The organism is Cobetia sp. 3AK (genome assembly GCF_029846335.1).
GTDB lineage: Bacteria > Pseudomonadota > Gammaproteobacteria > Pseudomonadales > Halomonadaceae > Cobetia > Cobetia marina.
Genome location: NZ_JARWKR010000015.1, coordinates 1 through 20,301 on the forward strand (window position 1 = coordinate 1; position 20,301 = coordinate 20,301).

General features: G+C 57.1%; 20 protein-coding genes. 5 read left to right on the forward strand and 15 right to left on the reverse strand.

Annotated features, from left to right (window positions below; translation table 11 throughout):
• Window positions 1-6: 6 nt before the first annotated feature.
• From QD228_RS16235 to QD228_RS16270, 8 genes are all read right to left on the reverse strand, one after another.
• Window positions 7-345 carry a hypothetical protein gene (locus tag QD228_RS16235; protein WP_279876062.1) on the reverse strand — a complete coding sequence of 113 codons (339 nt, stop codon included), beginning with the start codon at window positions 343-345 and terminating at the stop codon, window positions 7-9.
• A gap of 66 nt (window positions 346-411) precedes the next feature.
• Window positions 412-750, reverse strand: coding sequence for a hypothetical protein (locus QD228_RS16240; protein ID WP_279876063.1), 339 nt, complete (start codon window positions 748-750; stop codon window positions 412-414).
• Window positions 751-817: 67 nt separating this feature from the next.
• Window positions 818-1,162, reverse strand: coding sequence for a hypothetical protein (locus tag QD228_RS16245; protein ID WP_084208860.1), 345 nt, complete (start codon window positions 1,160-1,162; stop codon window positions 818-820).
• 836 nt (window positions 1,163-1,998) lie between these two features.
• Window positions 1,999-3,093, reverse strand: coding sequence for an ADP-ribosylglycohydrolase family protein (locus tag QD228_RS16250; RefSeq protein WP_279876064.1), 1,095 nt, complete (start codon window positions 3,091-3,093; stop codon window positions 1,999-2,001).
• A gap of 313 nt (window positions 3,094-3,406) precedes the next feature.
• Window positions 3,407-4,447: an Ldh family oxidoreductase gene (locus tag QD228_RS16255; RefSeq protein WP_279876065.1), complete on the reverse strand. Its 1,041-nt coding sequence runs from the start codon at window positions 4,445-4,447 to the stop codon at window positions 3,407-3,409.
• 31 nt (window positions 4,448-4,478) lie between these two features.
• Window positions 4,479-5,807, reverse strand: coding sequence for a TRAP transporter large permease subunit (locus QD228_RS16260; protein WP_084208862.1), 1,329 nt, complete (start codon window positions 5,805-5,807; stop codon window positions 4,479-4,481).
• Entirely contained in the window at window positions 5,804-6,319 is a 516-nt protein-coding gene (locus QD228_RS16265; RefSeq protein ID WP_084208863.1) for a TRAP transporter small permease subunit, read from the reverse strand. Before QD228_RS16265 ends, QD228_RS16260 begins: the two co-directional genes overlap by 4 nt.
• 79 nt (window positions 6,320-6,398) lie before the next feature.
• Entirely contained in the window at window positions 6,399-7,427 is a 1,029-nt protein-coding gene (locus QD228_RS16270; RefSeq protein ID WP_279876066.1) for a C4-dicarboxylate ABC transporter substrate-binding protein, read from the reverse strand.
• 431 nt (window positions 7,428-7,858) lie between these two features.
• On the opposite strand from QD228_RS16270, the gene QD228_RS16275 reads away from it, so the two are divergent.
• A complete protein-coding gene (locus tag QD228_RS16275) occupies window positions 7,859-8,467 on the forward strand; it encodes an XRE family transcriptional regulator (protein ID WP_164850339.1) in 609 nt (202 codons plus the stop codon).
• 94 nt (window positions 8,468-8,561) lie between these two features.
• Here the strand turns inward: QD228_RS16275 and QD228_RS16280 are convergent, their stop codons facing one another.
• A complete protein-coding gene (locus QD228_RS16280) occupies window positions 8,562-8,942 on the reverse strand; it encodes an RcnB family protein (protein WP_176502570.1) in 381 nt (126 codons plus the stop codon).
• A gap of 755 nt (window positions 8,943-9,697) precedes the next feature.
• Between QD228_RS16280 and QD228_RS16285 the strand changes: the two genes are divergently transcribed.
• Together QD228_RS16285 and QD228_RS16290 are read left to right on the forward strand one after the other, a co-directional pair.
• A complete protein-coding gene (locus QD228_RS16285; protein WP_279876067.1) occupies window positions 9,698-11,458 on the forward strand; it encodes a hypothetical protein in 1,761 nt (586 codons plus the stop codon).
• Between the two features lie 147 nt (window positions 11,459-11,605).
• Complete coding sequence (locus QD228_RS16290; RefSeq protein ID WP_279876068.1) at window positions 11,606-13,087, forward strand: mannitol dehydrogenase family protein; 1,482 nt, start codon at window positions 11,606-11,608, stop codon at window positions 13,085-13,087.
• A gap of 132 nt (window positions 13,088-13,219) precedes the next feature.
• Here the strand turns inward: QD228_RS16290 and QD228_RS16295 are convergent, their stop codons facing one another.
• Window positions 13,220-14,116 carry a drug/metabolite transporter gene (locus QD228_RS16295; protein WP_279876069.1) on the reverse strand — a complete coding sequence of 299 codons (897 nt, stop codon included), beginning with the start codon at window positions 14,114-14,116 and terminating at the stop codon, window positions 13,220-13,222.
• 493 nt (window positions 14,117-14,609) lie between these two features.
• Between QD228_RS16295 and QD228_RS16300 the strand changes: the two genes are divergently transcribed.
• Window positions 14,610-15,374, forward strand: a complete 765-nt coding sequence (locus QD228_RS16300; RefSeq protein ID WP_279876070.1) for an SDR family NAD(P)-dependent oxidoreductase — start codon at window positions 14,610-14,612, stop codon at window positions 15,372-15,374.
• Between the two features lie 106 nt (window positions 15,375-15,480).
• Here QD228_RS16300 and QD228_RS16305 read toward each other — a convergent pair whose 3' ends face one another.
• The 5 genes from QD228_RS16305 to QD228_RS16325 all read right to left on the reverse strand — a co-directional run bounded on the left by QD228_RS16305 (window position 15,481) and on the right by QD228_RS16325 (window position 19,172).
• Entirely contained in the window at window positions 15,481-16,113 is a 633-nt protein-coding gene (locus QD228_RS16305) for an antibiotic biosynthesis monooxygenase (protein WP_279876071.1), read from the reverse strand.
• Between the two features lie 297 nt (window positions 16,114-16,410).
• Window positions 16,411-16,689 carry a PAAR domain-containing protein gene (locus QD228_RS16310; protein ID WP_077377206.1) on the reverse strand — a complete coding sequence of 93 codons (279 nt, stop codon included), beginning with the start codon at window positions 16,687-16,689 and terminating at the stop codon, window positions 16,411-16,413.
• Window positions 16,690-16,755: 66 nt separating this feature from the next.
• Complete coding sequence (locus QD228_RS16315) at window positions 16,756-17,637, reverse strand: DUF6708 domain-containing protein (RefSeq protein ID WP_279876072.1); 882 nt, start codon at window positions 17,635-17,637, stop codon at window positions 16,756-16,758.
• Window positions 17,638-17,784: 147 nt separating this feature from the next.
• Window positions 17,785-18,738 carry a hypothetical protein gene (locus QD228_RS16320; RefSeq protein WP_279876073.1) on the reverse strand — a complete coding sequence of 318 codons (954 nt, stop codon included), beginning with the start codon at window positions 18,736-18,738 and terminating at the stop codon, window positions 17,785-17,787.
• Window positions 18,739-18,893: 155 nt separating this feature from the next.
• Window positions 18,894-19,172, reverse strand: coding sequence for a PAAR domain-containing protein (locus QD228_RS16325; RefSeq protein WP_279876074.1), 279 nt, complete (start codon window positions 19,170-19,172; stop codon window positions 18,894-18,896).
• Window positions 19,173-19,381: 209 nt separating this feature from the next.
• On the opposite strand from QD228_RS16325, the gene QD228_RS16330 reads away from it, so the two are divergent.
• Window positions 19,382-20,299 (forward strand): SUMF1/EgtB/PvdO family nonheme iron enzyme, encoded by a 918-nt coding sequence (locus tag QD228_RS16330; protein ID WP_136937992.1) that lies wholly within the window; start codon window positions 19,382-19,384, stop codon window positions 20,297-20,299.
• Window positions 20,300-20,301: the final 2 nt, after the last annotated feature.

Genomic DNA, 20,301 nt, shown 5'->3' on the forward strand with positions numbered 1-20,301 from the left:
GGTCAATCAGACGTTGCTGTCGCTCAGGGCGTGCTGAACGCGGGTAGCGGCGACACTCTTGCCAGCGTCATTGTCGAAGGCCTGTTCACGGCTGGCGGTAGCGCTGCCTTGCCCTTCAATGGAGGACTGGGTCAGGGCGGTCTCGACACGACCTGCCGCGACGCTCTTGCCGGTTTCCGCGAAGGTGGCCTGAGCCGTCGGGGCCTGCTGGGCGATGCCGACGACGACGTCCTGGCTGACGGACTGCTGGACACGCTGGGCGGCCGGGCTGTCATCCGCCGCGTAGGTGGCGGTGCTGACGGTGGCGAGAGCGGCAGCGGCGATCAGGGTCTTGATAGTGTTCATGATGGTTTCCTCGATGAAGATGAAGTGATGATCAGACCTGGAATGCAGGTCAGGGATGATGGTCAATCAGACGTTGCTGTCGCTCAGGGCGTGCTGAACGCGGGTAGCGGCGACACTCTTGCCAGCGTCATTGTCGAAGGCCTGTTCACGGCTGGCGGTAGCGCTGCCTTGCCCTTCAATGGAGGACTGGGTCAGGGCGGTCTCGACACGACCTGCCGCGACGCTCTTGCCGGTTTCCGCGAAGGTGGCCTGAGCCGTCGGGGCCTGCTGGGCGGTGCCGACGACGAGGTCCTGGCTGACGGACTGCTGGACACGCTGGGCGGCCGGGCTGTCATCCGCCGCGAAGGTGGCGGTGCTGACGGTGGCGAGTGCGGCGGCGGCGATCAGGGTCTTGATGGTGTTCATGATGATTTCCTCAATGAAGATGAAGTGATGATCAGACCTGGAAATGCAGGTCAGGGATGATGGTCAATCAGACGTTGCTGTCGCTCAGGGCGTGCTGAACGCGGGTCGCGGCGACGCTCTTGCCAGCGTCATTGTCGAAGGCCTGTTCACGACTGGCGGTAGCGCTGCCTTGCCCTTCAATGGAGGACTGGGTCAGGGCGGTCTCGACACGACCTGCCGCGACGCTCTTGCCGGTTTCCGCGAAGGTGGCCTGTGCCGTCGGGGCCTGCTGGGCGGTGCCGACGACGACGTCCTGGCTGACGGACTGCTGGACACGCTGGGCGGCCGGGCTGTCATCCGCCGCGAAGGTGGCGGTGCTGACGGTGGCGAGAGCGGCGGCGGCGATCAGAGTCTTGAGATTCAGAGTTTTCATTGGGTTTTCCTTTCTATGTCCTGGGCAATATTGCCCTTGTGATGTCGTATGCAGTCTTGGCTGCATCCGTCTAGCTTGTTAACAGACTAATGATTATTGCGCTATCACACTAGCCGTGCTGCTGGCAGCTCACTGTTTCCATCAAAGAACCAGATTGCGTTGCCTGGGCATTGCCCTGCTCCTGAGGAGTGTTGGTGAACCTCAAAAGGTACAACCTTCAACCCTCTTCTGCATCACTTCTGTACAACCTTGAAGGTGCGGACATCCCATGATCGAGAGCGGATCAGATGCTTGGCACTGTCCAGGACACTGCCGTATGACGTTTAAACTTTGGTCGCAATCATCAGAAAGGCATTCATCAGCAACTTGTCCTCTTACCCTGCTGAAACCCTCACCGTTGTGCTTGATGAGTATTACGCTTGAGCAAACGGGTTGGATGCATGCCATCTTCAAAAAAGTCGCAGGCGTCTTGACAGGTGCCTGCCGTCGACCAGATCCAGACTGCCGTTTCGTGCAATGTGGAGTGAGCGCATTGTGGACGAATCCCGCATCGGCACATATCCCCCCACTGGAACAGCATTGATTCCACTAGCGAACCAATAAAAGCCTGTATTGAACGTCTGGTCAGGCAGCAGTCTACGATTTTGGTAATAACCGCAGCGTTATCAATCGCTTACGAAACCCTCTGATGTTGTCCTCGGATCGCCCACTTGAGGCATGCCCTCACCTTTGCGCTACCGACGTTTCGTGACAGCCGGCAAAAAGGCATCGTCAGACACGAAAACGCGGGGCAATCCAAGGATTGCCCCGCGTTCAGTCAGCTAGCGTTGCGCGTATCAATAGCCCGGGTATTTCTCCCAGACCCACCGCTCGTCCTTGCCACCCCCGTCGGTATAGAGCTCCCAGCGAGCGCAATCGTGCAGGTCCTGGGCCACCTCGCCGATGACCTCTCGCAGCTCAAGCGGCTCCAGCCAATCAGCGGGTATCGCCTCTTCTCCCCATTGCGCCCCGAGCAGGTTGCCCGTGATGGCCCCCGTGGAATCCGAATCCCCATCATGATTGACCGCGATCTGGATCGCGGAGCGGAAATCCCGCGCGGTGAGTGCGCAATACACGGACATCGCCAGGGCCTCTTCCGCGATCCAGCCCAACCCCAGCATCACGACAGCCACCTGCGGCGCAGTGTCGGACTCGGCAAGCTCGCAGGCTTGCTTCAGGGCCTGCATGGTCTCTTCGCAGCCTGATTTGCGCTCGAGAATGCGCATGGCGTGCGCAAGTGCCCGTGCCATCGAGTCACCCGCCACCAGGCATTGGGTCATCACCGCCAGCACGCCGCCCGTCAGCTGACCGGTCACGTGGCCATGGGTCAGCGCGCAGACCTCTTCCCCGAGCGCGAAGCACATCTCATGGGAGGCCCCCATCACATGCGCGAACAAGCCGACGGGTGCCACGCGCATCACACCCCCACAGCCCTTGCTGTCGTTCTGCGCGGTGTCACTGTAGGTGCGCACCTGCTTGAGCGCGGACAGACACGTCATGCCCGGGGCGCGGCGCGAATGCAGTGCCGGCTGCTTGATCAACCAGCCACTGTCCAGCCATTCCTGTTCCGTTGCCTTTTGCGTGCGTTCCCCTTGGGTGTACAGCCAACGTTCATAGGCACTGTTGACCAGGCTACCTTGCGTCGTGATGCCTCTCAGACAGCCGCGCACGTGGCTACGCAACAGACCCTCGGCGGTAAACAGTGTCATCTGCGTATCATCGGTAATCCGCCCCAGCCCGCCATAGGCCGGTGCGTAATCGCGTATTCCTTCACTTCCGAAGCGCGCCTGGATCTCCTCGTGCGACAGGAACTCCACTGCCGCCCCCAGCGCATCTCCCACCGCACCACCCAACAGGCAACCCCGAAACCGCGATGTCGTCTCAAGCGTCATGTCCCTTTCCCCTTCAATGGCCATCAAGATGGCATCAACGACCCTCAACACGGCTTACGCTAGCAGCAACGGCACCTTTGCGGAAAAACGCCCACATCCGGTGGTGCACATAATCAGGCAGAACTGGATGGGCGCCCAGTATCGGTGAGCACTGAGGATGACAGCGACGACGATGGCCACCTTATATAGAAGAACGGCCGCCCAGGGGCGGCCGTTCTTCTTGCTGCAGTCATGACCTCATGCCGTCATGCCCTCATGACGTCCTGCCGCGTGCCTGTCAGCGATGACTCGGCTGCTCGGCGCAGGCAAATTCTCAGGAGGCAAGCTCGAGAATGTCGTCATACAGCGCCCGGGAGAGTGTGACGCCCTCCTCCAGATGCTTCTGGCGAGCCTGATAGCGACGCTCGGAGGAAAGACGCGCGCCCTGCTGCTTGACCAGGTCGAACAGCCGTTCAGAGCGCAGCATGTGCTGCTGGGGGCTGCCCCCCGTGAGACGCGCCGGGTCCATCGCGATGATCATCTCCCCATGATACGGCAGGCTGCCCTTGCCTTGATCATGCTCGCTGGATTCGATACTGAGCATGTCACCGATCAGCGGCCCTGCGATCAACTCGATCATGATCGCCAGCGCAGAGCCCTTGTGCTCACCGAACGGCAGCATCGCGCCATGATCCAGCACTTCGGCCGGGTCCTGTGACGGCGCGCCCTTTCGATCGACTCCCCAGCCCAGCGGGATCTCGTCCCCCTGACGACGATGCAGCTCGATATCGCCACGTGCGATGGCACTGGTCGCAAAGTCGAACACGTAGGGATTGCCATCCCCGCGCGGCCAGCCGAAGGCAATGGGGTTGGTGCCCAGCAGGGGCTGGCTGCCGCCATGAGGCGCCATGTACGACTGGGTCGGGTTGCAGGCGATGGCTACCAGCCCTTCCCGCGTCAGCCGCTCGATCTCGACCCACAATGCCGTGCCATGCACGCAATGGTTGATGGCCAGAATGGCAATCCCATTGGCTCTCGCCTTGCTGAGCAACTCAGGCACGCCCTGCTGGAAGGCCAGCGACGAGAAGCCACCCTTGGCATCCACCTTGACGACGGAGGGCGCCGTATCCTCGACCACCGGCACGGCGTCCGGCACCACTCCTCCATTGTTCAGCGTGGCCACGAACCCCATCAGGCGATAGAGCCCATGGGAGCGACAGCCATCCATCTCGGCCTCGACCAGCGCATCACTCATGGCCTCGACATTCGATTCGCTGAAGCCATGGCGTGCCAGCACCTTGTGGCATAGCGAGGTGAGCGCCTCTCGATCGAGATTGATGTCCATTTCAGTATCTTCGTGCTTTGCATCACTCATGCGAACGCGCTCCTTTTCGATAAGGCGACCATCATTTCCAGGACGGCCCGCTGATGGCATCAGGCAACCACAGCGCAAGCCCCGGGAATGTGAGAATCAACGCCAGTACCACCAGCTGCAGGACGATGAAAGGCACGACCCCCTTGTACATGTGCTTGAGCGTCACTTCGGCAGGCGTGATGGCGCGTAGATAGAAGATGGAGGGGGCAAGCGGCGGGGTCAGATAGCTCGTCTGCATCACGATGAGGAAGGCCACGCAGAACCAGATCTCATCAAACCCGAGCAGACCGATGACCGGCATGGCCACGGGGATGACGATCAGCACCACCGAGATCATGTCGAGCACGAAACCGGCCAGGAAGGCGATCAGCAGGATGGCACCGAGAATGAACCATGGGCTCATGCCGGTATCCAGCAGCAGCGACTGAACGGTCGCCATGCCACCGGAGGCGAAGAAGACACCGGCGAACATGTTGCCACCCAGCACGATCAGCAGAATCATGGCGGTGATGTTGAGCGTGCGTATCGCGGCATTCCACAGGATGGACAGCGTGAGATTGCGATAGCCCAGTGCCAGCAAGACGGAGCCTAGCGCACCACAGGCTGCCGCTTCCGTCGGCGTGGCGATGCCCATCAGAATCGTGCCCAACACCACCATGATCAGACTCATGGTCGGCAGCAACGCACTCAGGGTGATGGTGAGCAGCTTGCCCCAGCCCGGATGTTGCTCATCTTCTTTCAGTCGCGGCGCAAGTGCAGGCTTCAGCGCACAGACCACGACGATGTAGACGAGGAACAACAGCGCCATCAGAAGCCCCGGAATCAGCAGACCACTGAACAGTGACCCGACGGAGACACCCGCGACAGGCCCGAGAATGACGACGGTGATGGAAGGCGGAATCGCCGTGCCCAATGAGCCACTGGCGCAGATGGTGCCGGAGATGAGTGACTTGTCATACTGATGCTTGAGCATGACCGGCACTGCCAGCATGCCGATCACTGCCTCGGTCGCACCCACCACGCCACTGGCAGCCGCGAAGATGGTCCCCATGATGACCGCGCCGACGCCCAGCCCACCCGGCAACCGGCGCGTCCACAGATGGATGGCACCGAACAGCCGCTCGGCGATGCCGGAATTCTCGAGCATCGCGCCCATGAAGATGAACAGCGGCACGGCCGCCAGAATGGAGTTGGACGCCGTGTCTTCGATCTTGGTCAACAACTGATAGGCAGCGGCATCACCGAACTGGGCGACGCCGAAGACCGTCGCGACGACGATCATCGAGAAGGCGATCGGGAAGCCGAGCACGATCAGCGCGATGAGGGCCGGGAACATGATCAGGGCAAGGAAATCGCTCATGAGGACACCTCCGCGCCATGATCATGACCCAGCAACGTGCTCCAGAGTTTGAACATCTCCGCGATCACCTGCAGCGTCAGATAGACAAAGCCCAGCCACCACACCCCGAAGACTGGCCAGATCACCGGATTCCAGGCCGAGCGACCAGAGCGCTCATTGCTGGAGAAGGCCTCGATCGCATAGAACGAAAGCTCCCAGACCAGCCAGCCCAGTACGGGGAGCAATACGCCATAACAGGCCAGATGCACCCCGGCTTTCAGACGTGGCGAAAAGTTCTGACTCAACACATCCACACTGACGTGCTGGCCCACGCGAAGTGCATTCGCCATGCCAAACATGAAGATGGCGCCCATCACCATGTAGCTGACCTCGAACGCCCACAGGGTGGGCCTTCCCAGCACATAGCGACTGAAGACCTCATAGACCAGCGCAAGCACCAGCGGCAGTATCAGGACAGCCCCCAGATACCCCGCCCAACGGGTTTGACGCTCAATGGCATCGACTATTTTCATGACAACCTACCGAATGACAGTCAGGGGGAAGCACAGGCAAGGGCCTTGCCTGTGCCGGAAACGTCAGTTCCTGCGGGGGTCAGCGCCCCATTTCCCCGATCGGCAGACGGTAATCCTGCCAGGTGGTCATGCTGTCCTTGAAGGCGCGTTGTGACTCGAGCACGCGCGCGAACCACTCGTTCTCACCCGCCTTCTCATCTTCCCAGGCACGTGTCTCTTCGTAGATGGCATCGATGAAGGATTGATCCAGCTGCACGATCTCATTGGGCCCCTCTTCCAGCTCCTTGAAGGCCTTGAGGTCGGCATAGGAGCTGTCGAGCCAGGATTCGAACACGCTCAACTTGCCGGCAAGACGCAACTGACTCTGCTGGGCTTCGCTCAGGCCATCCCAGGCATCGACATTCACTTCGCACTCGAGGATGCCACCGGACTGGTGGACGCCGGGCAGGATGACGTACTGCGCCACGTCCTGGAAGCCGGTCGGCTTGTTGAGCTCCGGGCTGCCCCACTCCGCGGCATCGATGACGCCACGATCCAGCGCCGTGTAGATGTCACTGCCCGCCATCACCACGGTAGAGGCCCCCAGGCGCGAGGCGATTTCCGCCCAGGCACCGGATGTTCTCAGTCTCAGTCCCTGGAAGTCTTCCAGCGTCTGTACCTTCTTGCTTGAGTGCAGGAATATCTCGGTGCCCAGGGTGGAGCACGGGAAGGCCACGACGCCGAAGACTTCACGACGGAACGCTTCATAGAGCTCGACACCGCCACCCTCGTACATCCACAGCATGAACTCTTCCGGCGTCAGGCCACTGGAGTGCCCAGCCAACAGCGCCGCCGTCGGGTCCGTCCCGTAGTCATAATTGATGTAGTTGTGGCTGACCTGCGCGACACCGGACTTCACGGTATTGGTCACGCGCAGCGCGCCACCCAGCGTACCGCCCGGGAACACCTGAATGCTCACGTCACCATTGGTCAGCTCATTGGCATAATCGGCAAACGTCTTGGCATCTCGCTCAAGCCAGGGGCCGCCCCCCCAGGGGGTTGCCATCTTCCACTCGATATCGGCGGCCTGGGTGGTCGCGGTGACCAGCAGACCGGCTGCGATGCCCATGCTGAGCACATTTTTCGTGAGGCTATGCATTCTTGTTTTCCTCGTATTGTTCCAGTCGAAGGTGATTCCGTCTCTGAGCGTCTTGCACCGCAGTACGGGCATTCCCCATCTCACGATGCCCGCGATCACGCATTCTCTCGCTGGAAGACCTCCACCGGGCGCGACATGACGTCCACGAAGGCGAGCAGATCCACCACCAGCAATTTCACTTCAGGAACCAGAGTTGCATATACGCAACATTGCGTCAAATGTGAATATTGGCTCGACATTTTGCACGAGGAAGCTCTAAATGAACCCTATCAAGACCTACGAGCACGCCGCTTCCCCATGACTCGGCACGCGGTGGCAAGCGCTTTTCAGCCGACAGGCGCTGCGCACTGACAACGCTCAGGGACCCGACAATTGCAGACGACACGATGGAGCACGCTGACATGACATCTCACCAGGAAACGCCGATCGCTCTGAAGCACAGAGAACGCAAGGCAGGCGCCATTGGTGACAACCTCAAGGCGCTACGCAAGGAGAAGGGACTGACCATCGCGGCCGTGGCCAGCGCGTCAGGAATCTCGGCGGCCAGCGTGTCGAGAATCGAGAATGGACGTATCTCACCGACCTTCGAGGCGATCGTGAATCTCGCCAAGGGCCTGAAGGTGGATGTCAGCGAGCTGTTCTATCACACGGAAGACACGTCATTTCGGGGGTGGCTTGCCCTGACGCGAGCGCAAGAGGGAGACGTCATCGAGACGCCCAACTACCGGTATCGGCCGCTTTGCAACAACGTGGCGTCCAAGGAGTACATGGTATTGGAAACCACCGTGCTCAATCGCAGTCTCGAGGAATTCGGCGGCCTGCAGAAACACTCCGGCCAGGAACAGATCATCGTGACCAGCGGCGAGGTGACCGTCTGGACCGAGCTTTACGACCCCATCCAGCTCAAGGTCGGCGATAGCCTGGCCTTCGACAGCACCCTCGGACACGCCATCACCTACAACGGCGACACCCCGGCGACAATGACCTGGGTATGCAGCGCCTACGCCTGAAGCCACTGCCGGCAAACGGCGCATGAAAAAGGGCCTCATTAGAGGCCCTTTTCTTGAAGCTGGCTTGAGCAGCCGAGAACAACGATCCGAGTGATCAGCGATTGAGAATGATGGCAGTGATCGCGCCACCCGCCACAGCTGCCAGCACATAACGCCCATCGATGTTCAACCACCGATGTCCGCGCGGCGGCTTGGACAGGTGACGGTGATGCCAGTCCTTTACCCAATAACGCTGATCGGAATAATAGTGACGCGGCAGGTGGTCGCCACGACGCCAATGATGATCACGGCGCGCCTCGTGGCGGCGTTCTTGATGCTTGTGGTGTTTCTTGTAGTGCTTCTTGTGATGATGCTTGTCGTGATGACCATGTCCATGTCCATGGCCATGACCACGATCATGCGGCCCGGCCTGCGCCAGGGGAGCGCCCATCAGGGAAACGATCATCATCAGAATGGTCAGTGTGCGTGTTCGCATGGCTGGCCTCCTCGCAGTGCCCCGCCGCCCTGTCGGCGCCGGGTGTCAATAAGGGCATTTCCTGATTAGGAAACAGTGTTGCATAACCTTATCGACATCCCGAGGAGGCCGCAAGATGTCTCAATTTTCACGATCTTTGTCGTTATTTCGTGCATATTCCGTCGCCTGGCGCCGAAGTTGATGTCGCTTCTACCCAACACCCTACTGCCTTGCACCATCTCTCTCGGTGAGCGGTCACGGTACCGCCATGCCTGTCTTGCGCACTTCGCTCGCTCCTCCATTGCCTCCCCCATTGCCTCCTCAGCGCCCGAGTACCTGCCAGGGAATCGATAGCAAGTCATGCACCACATTGGTTCACCCAAACCATGCTCGACCCGGTCTCTCATCACCTTCTCTATAGGCAGGTTTCGCCAGGACACCAGGTTTCCATCGCCGGACAGAGCGTGAGAACGGAAAAATCCACTTTGCTGAATCGTGTCATTGAACACCGACATTTCCCCGTAACCCCACGTTTCATGCGGCCTTCAGCCCCATCGAGACCAGAATCTCCGAGATCACCCGAGGACATAGCCCAAAGTTCAAGCACGCGGGCTTTGCGTTTTGATGACCATTCATCGATCATTTGCACCACACCTGAGTCATTTGATCGATAAAAGACGATCTACCCCTGTCATCGCCGATAGGAACGCCAAGGCGGCTGCGTGACACCTCGGGTAGGAGCAGCAAGACAAGCCGTAAAAAAACAGGAGCCAATCATGGCCAGTACTGCGCCAGATTTGGATCGGCAGATCGCCCATATGGACGACGAGCTACTGCCGGTACCACGTCACAAACTGCACCGGTGGCCGCACTTTGCCGGTCTCTATGCCGCCGAGCACGTTGCCGCGACCGAGTTCGTCATCGGTGCCACCTTCGTGGCACTCGGTGCCGGTATCTGGGATATCCTGCTGGGCCTGCTGATCGGTAATGGTCTGGCGGTACTCAGTTTCTGGTTGATCACCACACCGATCGCCATCGAGACTCGCCTCAGCCTCTTCACCTATCTCCACCGCATCGCCGGTGATTCGATGTCTCGGCTGTACAACTGGGCCAACGTGATCATATTCACCGCCATCTCGGCGGCCATGATCACCGTCTCCGCCACGGCGGTCAGGTTGTTGTTCGACATACCCGCCCAGACCCAGGCCTACCCCACCAGCTTCGAGTTCATCCTGCTGGCGCTGGCCGTTGCCGCCATCGTGGTACTGGTTGCCGTCTATGGCTTCAATGCCCTGACGGAATTTGCCAGCATCTGCGCTCCCTGGCTGATGCTGATGTTCACCGTCGGCGGCCTGGTGCTGCTGCCGGAACTGGCCGAGTCCGTCACCGGCACCACCAGCCTGGACAGTTTCTCGAGTTTCATTGATGTCGCAGGCAGTACCGTCTTCACCGGGATCAACTCCCAGGGCGAGGCAGGCATCGGTATCTGGGAAGTCATCGGTTTCTCCTGGGCGGCCAACACCTTCTCCCACTTCGGTCTGATCGACATGGCGCTGCTGCGTTATGCCAAGCGCATGCGCTCCGGCCTTGCGACCAGCACCGGCATGATGTTCGGTCACTACGTCGCCTGGATCTCCGCCGGTCTGATGGGCGCCGCTACCGCTGCCGTCGCGGGTATCAGCATCGATGTGCTGGAGCCGGGTGAAGTGGCACTGCACGCCCTTGGCGCCGCCGGCTTCGTGATCGTGGTCGTCGCAGGCTGGACCACCGCCAACGCCAACCTGTATCGCGCGGGCCTTGCCGCACAGTCGGCCATGCCGAACCTGTCGCGCAACAAGGCGACACTGGCCGTGGGTATCTGCGTTGCGGTACTCAGCTGCTTCCCGTTCGTCTATCGCAGCATGCTGCCGCTGCTGACCTACGCCGGTCTGGTACTGGTGCCGGTCGGCGGGATCATCTTCGCTGAGCATCACCTGTTCCCGAAACTCGGCTTCAGCCGTTACTGGGCGCGCTACAAGGGGGTGAAGCACAACACGCCGGCGCTGGCGACCTGGGCGCTGTCTCTGATCTTCGGCTTCGGTCTCGAGATGGTCGACGTGATCCCGTTCTATTATCTGTTCCTGCCGACCTGGTTCGTCTCCATCATTCTCTACACCCTGATGGCCAAGTCCGCCGGCGCCGCTGAGTCCTATCCGGAAGCGGAAGCCACCGAAAAGCACTTCCAGGAGCGAGTCGATGCCTTCCACGCCAAGCAGGCCGACACGACCAATCATGCCCCGGTCAAGGACACATCAGGTCTGACCAAGGTCATCCGAGCCATCTGGATGGTGATCGGTCTCGTCATTCCTCTGGTGCTGGCGCTGCGCGTGCTGTTCGGCAGCCCGGACCTGGCAAGCTACGAAGCGAACCGCGAGCTGTTCTATGACGTGACCATCTGGTCGACGATCATCTACTTCATCTTCGCGTACTGGGAACTGCAGCGCAGCAAGGCGCTGTTCAACAAGCAGTCCCCGAAGCAAGCGGCCACCGCTGGCTGAGTCGGCAGGGGACACGCAAGTCCCCTGCCTGGTCCGCGGCGAAGGTAGCCTGACTCACGAGGGCAACCTTCGCCGCTGGCCGTTACGACCTACCCTTTCTTTACCCATCTTGACCCGACCGCGATATGCGGCAGGAGACCTCCCCCCATGACTCGTCTCTCCAATGCCAGTCTGACTCAGCTGGACGCCAAGGTTGCCACCCCGAACTACGATCGTGCTGCGGTCAGCGCCGGCATCGTCCACTTCGGCGTGGGCGGCTTCCATCGTGCACACCAGGCCATGTACCTCGACGAGCTGATGAACCAGGGCAAGGCACTGGACTGGGGCATCGTCGGTGTCGGCGTGATGCCGGGCGATCGCCGCATGCAGGAAGCCCTGTCCTCTCAGGACCACCTCTACACCGTCGTGCTCAAGCACCCGGACGGCAACTACGAGCCGCGCGTGGTGGGCTCCATCATCGATTATCGCTTTGCACCGGACTCCCCGGATGCCGTGATCGAGCTGATGGCCGACCCGGCGATCCGCATCGTCTCGCTGACCGTCACCGAAGGTGGCTACAACTTCCACCCGGTCAGCGGCGAATTCAATCTCGAGAACGCCGACGTCCAGCACGACCTGGCCAACCCGGGTGAGGCCAAGACCAGCTTTGGCCTGATCACCGAAGCCCTGGCACGTCGTCGCGAGCGCGGCGTCGCCCCGTTCACCGTGATGTCCTGTGACAACATCGAAGGCAACGGCAACGTCGCTCACAAGATGTTCACCGCCTACGCGCGTGCACGCGATGCCGAACTGGCCGCCTGGATCGAAGCCGAAGTGCCCTTCCCCAACTCCATGGTCGACCGCATCACGCCGGTGACCACCCCGGATGACATCGAAGAGCTGTCCTCACGCTTCGGCGTGGAAGACGCCTGGCCGGTGGTCTGCGAGCCCTTCACCCAGTGGGTGCTGGAAGACCACTTCGCCAATGGCCGCCCGGCCTTTGAAGATGCCGGCGTGCAGCCGGTGGAAGACGTCGAGCCCTATGAGCTGATGAAGCTGCGTCTGCTCAACGCCGGTCACCAGACACTGTGCTACTTCGGCTATCTGGCCGGCTATCGCTACGCCCACGAAGCCTGCAACGACCCGCTGATCGTCGACTTCCTGCTCGGCTACATGAACGAGGAAGCTCGCCCGACGCTGGCCCAGCTGCCGGGTATCGATCTCGATGCCCACTGCCAGACGCTGATCGAGCGTTTCGCCAACCCGGAAGTGAAAGACACCCTCGCGCGCCTGTGCGCCGAGACCTCCGACCGCATTCCGAAGTTCCTGATCCCGGTGGCCCATGCACAGCTCAAGACCGACGGTGAACTGCGTCGTACCGCGGCTGTCGTGGCCAGCTGGGCACGTTATGCCGAAGGCGTCGACGAGCAAGGCGAGACCATCGACGTGGTCGACCCGCTGAAGGACGAGCTGATGGAACGCGCCAGCCGTCAGCGCGAAGAGCCGACCGCCTTCCTGGACAACCGTGAACTGTTCGGTGATCTGGTCGATCAGCCGCGCTTCCGCGATGCCTACCTCAAGGCCCTGAAGAGCCTGCACGACAACGGTGCCCGCGCCACGCTGGAAATGCTGGTGGCAGACGCCAAGTAAGCTTCACGCGAAGTGAACTGGCCTGTGGGGGATGACGAGACTGTCATCCCCCACAGGCGTCCGCAGAAAGACAAAAAGCGAGACAGGCAACCGCCTGTCTCGCTTTTTTTGTGCCTCATGCCACGCCTTTCCTCACACCAGCGCGACGGTCCACAACCCTGCCAGCATGACGCCGATGCCGACCCACTTGACCATGGCCGCACGCTCGCGCAACCAGACCACGCCGAGCACCACCCCAAGCGGGATCGACAACTGACGCATGGCGACCACAAGGCTGACCTCTTCCGTCAGCGTCATGGCGATCAATACCAGCCCATAGGTCGTCATCACCATCACGCCGGTCAGCAACATGCTGCCCCGCTCGCCCTGCCACAGCATCGGCAGGCGACGACGCTCAGTCGGTAAAAGCATCACCAGAGGTGCGCCCCAGGCGACCGTCATCATGGCCTGTAACACCAGAAAGACAGCGCCTGCAGACGTCGGCGAATATCCGACACTCAGCATGATGTCGAGCGCCTGCTTGTCGATCAGCGAATAGCCGGTGGTCCCCAGCGCTGCCAACAACGCGAACCCCAGCGCGGGGGTCAGATAGGTTCTCGCTCGCAAGCCCTGCGGACTGCTCAAGGGCAACATGAGCGCACCGAGCACGATCAGCCCCATGCCGGTGAAATCCGACACTGTCAGCGCCTGGCTATCCAGCAGGCTCAAGGAGAACAGCGGCACCAGCACCACGGGCAAGGCACGCGCGATGGGATATAGCACACTGACCTCGCCGCGCGCATACGCCCAGGCGAGCCCGCCCATGTAGAGCGCCTGACACAGCCCCGTGGCCACCAGCCAACCCCAGAATTCAGCGGGCAGCACGGCAAACGACGGCCCCAGCCCCAGCAACGGCGCAAAGATCAGCGCACCACTGGCCATGGCCAGCATGAAGAAGGCCAGCGACGGCGCTCGGCCCTTGCCCAGCAGGTTCCAGCCGGCATGCAGACAGACCGAGATCAGGATGAGTCCCAAAGCCAATGAGCTCATGAGACACGCATTGCGTTCAGGATTCCCCAGGCATGGGTCATCGCCTGAACACTGTGACGTGAGCGGCAAGCCAGGCGGCGATTATCATTACGCATGTCTTCTTCCTTGTACGAGAAAAACGCCATCAGCTCGCAGAGACTGGCTCCCACGTGACGGCAAGGATGAGGCGCTTTCTGACGGAATGCCGTCAGCACAGCTCGTCCCCAGGCAGTGGACAGGTGATCGCGGAAGACACCAGCGCGAGCCATCATCAGGCAAGGTCACCAGCCAGAGTGCGTTACCAGCCTTCAGCTGCGGCGTATTGGGGGCATCGGGCCGCCGAGGAGTTGGATTAGCCAAGACGCTATCACATTCGCAAGGTTCGCACTGATCGGGCATAGCTTGGCCTCACGGCTTTCTGGCTCGCCTAGCAAGCGCTCCCCCGCGGGCATTCGTGGTCGCCCTCTTTCTGCAGTAGGCTTGCGTGAGACTTTACTGATATGGGAGCCGCGACATGCATGACGTCAAACCCTTCGACCTCAGTCATCAGACCGCCGTGGTGACCGGTGCCAGTCGCGGTATCGGGGCCGCCATGGCGATCGCCCTCGCCGAGGCCGGCGCCGATATCATTGCCATCAGTGCCAGCATGACCGCCGATGGTAGTGATGTAGGTGAACGTATCCGCGCCCTGGGGCGCACCTTCCAGGGCATCGCATGCGACGTTTCCGACCGCAGCGCCATCCAGCAGCTGGCTGTGCAGTTGAGTTCGACTCAGGTGGATATCCTGATCAACAACGCCGGCACCATCGAGCGCGCCCCGGCCACCGAGCACACGGACGCGCAATGGGATCGCGTCATTGATACCAACCTCTCCGCCCCGTTCATCCTGACCCGCGAGATCGGCAAACAGATGGTCGCGCGCGGCAGCGGCAAGATCATCTTCACCGCCTCACTGCTCTCCTTCCAGGGCGGCATCACCGTGCCGGGCTACGCGGCCAGCAAAGGCGGCATCGCTCAGCTCACCAAGGCTTTCGCCAATGAGTGGGCCGCTCACGGCGTCAACGTCAACGCCATCGCACCGGGCTATATCGCTACCGACAATACCGAAGCCCTGCGACAGGATGCACAGCGCTCCCGCGATATCCTCGCACGCATCCCCGCCGGGCGCTGGGGATCACCAGACGACCTCAAGGGCCCGGTAGTATTCCTGGCATCATCTGCCTCGGACTATGTGCATGGCACCGTTCTGACGGTCGATGGCGGCTGGATGGCACGCTGACGCTCATGTCGACTGGAAACCACTGAAATAGACAAGGCGCAGCCCGAGGTGGCTGCGCCTTGTCTTCAAGATGGAGGTGTAGAGAGAGTATGTCCTGCCAGTCAGCTCAGAACTCGCTGACGATGTTCAGGTACTGCTGCATATCACCAACCATGGCCTGCTCCAACAGTTTGCCTGTCTCGATGGCATAGGGCTGCTGGAAATGAATGTCCCACAGGTCTGATTCCGTGCGCCAATGCTCGTATATCACCAGCGTGTCGACCTGCCCGTCGATGGTATACAGATCAAACACGAGATTGCCCGGCTCCTCGCTGCGCGTCTTCGCCACATGCGTGGTGAATTGCTGCAGCAACCGAGCGCGATATTCTTCCTTGATCTTGAAGATGAAGAAGATACTGAATACCTCATCTTCCGGCTGCACGTGCCTGGGGTTCGCCTCATGCAATGGCGCCGGGTCAGTATCGTTCAAGGGCATCACCTCGAATGGCGATGCCAACACCGTGTCAGCCAGTTTCAGCAGGGCTTGCGCGTAGGGCTGATTCACATGTGCCTGATGCGCTTCGGCGCTTGCCCAGCGCTCGTAGGCGAAGATGGTGGTGGGAGAATCCTTGGCCGCGAAGAAACGCATTTCCAGCATCCCCGGTTCATCCGCTGAGCCCAGCTTGTTGTCAGCCAAGGCCTGCTTGAAGGTATCGAGTTGTTCGGGCTTGACGTCAAATTTCACGATCAAGGTGAGCATGGAGATGCCCCTTATAGTCAATGGTTGTCATCGGCCCAACGGCAAGATCTGCTGCGTCACGTGGCAGCAGCTCTGTCTCGGGAAGTGACTGACACTATCTTTCGCTGCCTGGCTGAAAAACCCGCGGCACGGAGAAAGACTTTCAATGAAACCTTGAACGTGAATGCAGCCCCCGCCACAGCAATGCGCCGCTTGAAACATGAGACCGCGGCGCTCACGCAGATCCAGAACGAAAAATCCCGCAGCCAGGGCTACGGGATCATCGAATACAGATACCACATGGACAAGCTCACGCCCTCATCCCAGGCCGTGCTTGCCACTCGCCGCAGAGATCAGCGCCGCCCCACATGCCGTATGGCAGCCGTGAAACGCCACCGGCTTACCATTCAAGCTGATCGTCGGATGCCCCTCGATGATGCTGCAGGTGCTGTGGCCATCCTTGGGGCACGTTACCATGTCCCCCACCACTGCCACCGGCTTGCCCTCCAACAGATAGTTGGATTGGGCAGACACCACCTTGCCACCATGTGTCGTGCTATCACCGAGCACGATAACACCGTCGCCGGAACTGAACATTGATAATTTCTCCATCTAGTCTGAAAAGTGTGTTGTATTCCGTGATTGCATTCAGAAGATATATAGTTACTTCAAAACTATATCTTCACCGCACTCATCGATAATCTCCTGTGACCATTGTGGAACCTTTCCATATCGACAGATGAGATAATGTCCGAGTATTTGCCATGAGAAAAAGACACACATGGTGCGATAGAAGACAGTAGAAAGAAAATTTATAGCTGAGTTGTCTGTGATGAGCCTGGGTATCGTGTGTCTTGCGGATTCAGCTAACGATGGACGCCAAGACATGAGTTTAGGTGGTTGTTCAAACTCATTATCATACTCCATGAATGCTTGTATATAATAGAAAAGGTAAAAAACCTCATTCTTGGGGGCTTCTTTCATTTCAAGAACAGTATCACCAAAGGAAAAACTATCCTCGACACGATGTCCGTCCATTAAAAAACCACGCAACTCATATTGGCAGGCCGTAATAGACCTCCCCTTATAAGCAACAGCATACAAACAATCTGTCCAAGGCCTTTGTTTGGGCTGATGATCTTTATCGCTGAAAAAATATACTTTACCAGTTCTGCGATTGAAGACTACCGGAGACACAGGAACTCGTGTTATCTCAATCCATGCCCCCAATATATAAGGGTGTGACAAAAACAAAATAAATAATACAACAAAAGCAAAAGCAATATACGCTTTTACCGAAAACATATAATACCCAAAAAAAGAGCACATCGCAATTACTACTGGCATCAAGAGAATGCTTAGACCAAGTAGCATACCTCTCTCCCGAAACCCTGCGTCCCCTAGAAGAATATAATCATCATTTATATAAAATATTGTTTGTGGGGATATGCTGATACATTCCTCCTTTTTAGCAGGAATAATGATATCAGGATAATTTCCTGTTTTGGTTAATCCTGTTACACGAAGATATTTTTCAATATTCAAAGGGCAATTTCCAATGCTTCATAAAATTATTTAGAGGTGTGGCACATCTACATCTATACATTCTCTTTCATAGACTTAAGGATAACACCTAAATTTTCTAGTCATTACTCACAGAGCCTGCGGCCAATGTGAGTTAAATGATAGATATTACCGCTTTGGGAAAATATCTTTACCACACTCGTCAATCACACTTTGCGGCCACTCTGGTAGGCGACAATAGCGACAGAAAAAGTAGTGGCCCACGACTTGTACGCTAAAGGGAATCAGAAACACTGTGCGTACTATTGAATAGATCACATGGAACTTCTTACCTTCAGAGGCTTCGGACCTAGGCTGAAATCGGTGGGCCGCCTCGGAGAGGCTTGGCTTCAAATCCAATGTCTCTGTAACAGCCTCTACAGAATCAGGACCCTCTTGCATAAAACGGCGTACATATTCGAACCTGGCGGAAAGATCCTTGATCATCATTTGGCGAGTATTATCATTATTCGAGATCATATAATGATAATCATCAAACGAAAAGCTGTCTTTGGTGCTACCATCTTCCTTGAACAAGTAGCCCTTAAGCTCGTAATAATAACCATCTACACTGCCCGCAGAATAGGCGAGACAGAATGTGCACTCATCCCAGCGACAGGTTTTGGATTGAAAATCGACCTCGCTGACAAAATGAATATTTTTAGAGTTAGCGTTAAAGACGGTATATTGTAACCCTTGGAACTTAAGTTCACTTTTGGCAGCAAAAAAAAGAGGATAGGCACTCACCCACCCCATGCATAACGCAGCTAGTGCAGCTAATGTTGCTGGAATATTCAGAACACCTTCTTTTATAAAAATCATAGCAGCAAAAAAAATGCAGATAGAAACAAGAAATATACTGCCAATACTCCCCCATGACAAATACAAGCCTCTTTCTCGGAACCAAGATTCTGCTAATATTAGACAGTCATCTCGCTTAGCACACACAAACCCTGGTTTTTTTACTTCATCGAATTTTTTCTCTACATCCAATATATGTTTTTTGGAAAACGATGAACAATCAAGTCGATTATTGCTTAAAACTCCGACCGCTTCGAGTATCTTTCTCTGGGCTTTATTCATAATCAGTTCTCCAATACCTTTTGTAGCTCTTTATCACTTATCTTGATGCTGGGCCAATGATATTAGTAGGTAGTTCATAATCGGTATGGAGCTATAAATATCAAAAAACCCTCATGGAGTAGCCATGAGGGTTTTTGGGTAATGCGAACAGTTTATCAACCTAGTCCATGGGTACCATTCGCCGCCGAGATCAACGTCGCACCACATGCCGTATGGCAGCCGTGGAACGCTACCGGCTTGCCATTCAAGCTGATGGTGGGATGCCCCTCGATGATGCTGCAGGTGCTGTGGCCATCCTTGGGGCACGTCACCATATCCCCCACCACTGCCACCGGCTTGCCCTCCAACAGATAATTGGACTGGGCAGACACCACCTTGCCGCCATGTGTGGTGCTATCACCGAGTACGATAACGCCATCTCCGGAACTGAACATGCTTATCTCCTATCTAGTAATAAAACGCTTCAAAAGTTTTATCATTTAACCAAGAATAACTGCGATCATTAAAATTTTACCTTCAAAGATCAACTATATAAGAATAAATATTGATCACTATAGAATGACCATTCATCTATAGCTTCACATTTACTTATGAATAAAAAAATGATATTATATCGCAACATTTAACTATTTGAGTGAATATAGTGAGTAATTCATCTTCCACTGTTATCTTAGCAATGTCACTTTTGCTACTGTCAGGCTGCAATGAATCTGAGTCCAATAGCAAGGAACTTACTACCTCCGATCAGAAAAAAATCGCGGCTCTTATCAAAAAAACTGAAGACAATATGATTTTTGTCAAAGGCGGTACTTTCCAAATGGGCGATTTTGGGCCTATTGATGAGGGGACCAATGGCTTGCCTTACTCCGTTGACAAAGACAACAAGCCATTACATACAGTGACTCTTGATAGTTATTCTATTTCTGCGACTCAAGTATCCTATGATGATTTTGATACCTATACGCTAGCCACTGGAAAACAAACTATAAACAACAGTGGCATTGAGAAAAAATATAGAGCTCCTAATGTTCCAGCGGGAGTCACGTGGCACCAAGCCAATGACTATTGCTCTTGGCTTTCTGCTAATACTGACAGCACCTATAAATTACCGACTGAAGCGCAATGGGAGTTTGCTGCTCGTTCAAGAGGGAAATTCTATTTATTTGGGACTAATGATGGCTCCTATCGAAGGGGAGTCAATATTCTTACAAGAGATGAGATCAAGAAAAGCACGCCAGCGAATTCTACTCTGGCACCAAGTAAAATTAAATCTATACCGCCAAACCCTATGGGAATATACCAAATGGGGATCAATGGCTATGAATGGACTAATGATTGGTATAGTGAAAACTACTATGAAAACTCACCACAACACAACCCCCAAGGTCCTAAGTCAGGGACTGAAAAAGTCGAACGAGGGGGAAGCTTTGGTGAGGGAACTACTGCTAAATTTACGATCAGGCGAGCAAGCTCTTTCCCAGATGCTAGTTTTAGGACACCAAGTGGTGCGGTAAAAAAGGGTAGTTTACGCACTCATACTTTCAGATGTGTCTCTAATTAGTA

What these genes read in the sequence shown, in the direction of transcription:
- QD228_RS16245 (WP_084208860.1), bottom strand. Translation starts at nt 1,162, where the DNA reads ATGAAAACTCTGAATCTCAAGACTCTGATCGCCGCCGCCGCTCTCGCC.
- QD228_RS16300 (WP_279876070.1), top strand. Translation starts at nt 14,610, where the DNA reads ATGCATGACGTCAAACCCTTCGACCTCAGTCATCAGACCGCCGTGGTG.
- QD228_RS16325 (WP_279876074.1), bottom strand. Translation starts at nt 19,172, where the DNA reads ATGTTCAGTTCCGGAGATGGCGTTATCGTACTCGGTGATAGCACCACA.
- QD228_RS16260 (WP_084208862.1), bottom strand. Translation starts at nt 5,807, where the DNA reads ATGAGCGATTTCCTTGCCCTGATCATGTTCCCGGCCCTCATCGCGCTG.
- QD228_RS16265 (WP_084208863.1), bottom strand. Translation starts at nt 6,319, where the DNA reads ATGAAAATAGTCGATGCCATTGAGCGTCAAACCCGTTGGGCGGGGTAT.
- QD228_RS16290 (WP_279876068.1), top strand. Translation starts at nt 11,606, where the DNA reads ATGACTCGTCTCTCCAATGCCAGTCTGACTCAGCTGGACGCCAAGGTT.
- QD228_RS16275 (WP_164850339.1), top strand. Translation starts at nt 7,859, where the DNA reads ATGACATCTCACCAGGAAACGCCGATCGCTCTGAAGCACAGAGAACGC.
- QD228_RS16280 (WP_176502570.1), bottom strand. Translation starts at nt 8,942, where the DNA reads ATGCGAACACGCACACTGACCATTCTGATGATGATCGTTTCCCTGATG.
- QD228_RS16285 (WP_279876067.1), top strand. Translation starts at nt 9,698, where the DNA reads ATGGCCAGTACTGCGCCAGATTTGGATCGGCAGATCGCCCATATGGAC.
- QD228_RS16235 (WP_279876062.1), bottom strand. Translation starts at nt 345, where the DNA reads ATGAACACTATCAAGACCCTGATCGCCGCTGCCGCTCTCGCCACCGTC.
- QD228_RS16320 (WP_279876073.1), bottom strand. Translation starts at nt 18,738, where the DNA reads ATGAATAAAGCCCAGAGAAAGATACTCGAAGCGGTCGGAGTTTTAAGC.
- QD228_RS16305 (WP_279876071.1), bottom strand. Translation starts at nt 16,113, where the DNA reads ATGCTCACCTTGATCGTGAAATTTGACGTCAAGCCCGAACAACTCGAT.
- QD228_RS16295 (WP_279876069.1), bottom strand. Translation starts at nt 14,116, where the DNA reads ATGAGCTCATTGGCTTTGGGACTCATCCTGATCTCGGTCTGTCTGCAT.
- QD228_RS16310 (WP_077377206.1), bottom strand. Translation starts at nt 16,689, where the DNA reads ATGTTCAGTTCCGGCGACGGTGTTATCGTGCTCGGTGATAGCACGACA.
- QD228_RS16250 (WP_279876064.1), bottom strand. Translation starts at nt 3,093, where the DNA reads ATGACGCTTGAGACGACATCGCGGTTTCGGGGTTGCCTGTTGGGTGGT.
- QD228_RS16240 (WP_279876063.1), bottom strand. Translation starts at nt 750, where the DNA reads ATGAACACCATCAAGACCCTGATCGCCGCCGCCGCACTCGCCACCGTC.
- QD228_RS16270 (WP_279876066.1), bottom strand. Translation starts at nt 7,427, where the DNA reads ATGGGCATCGCAGCCGGTCTGCTGGTCACCGCGACCACCCAGGCCGCC.
- QD228_RS16255 (WP_279876065.1), bottom strand. Translation starts at nt 4,447, where the DNA reads ATGAGTGATGCAAAGCACGAAGATACTGAAATGGACATCAATCTCGAT.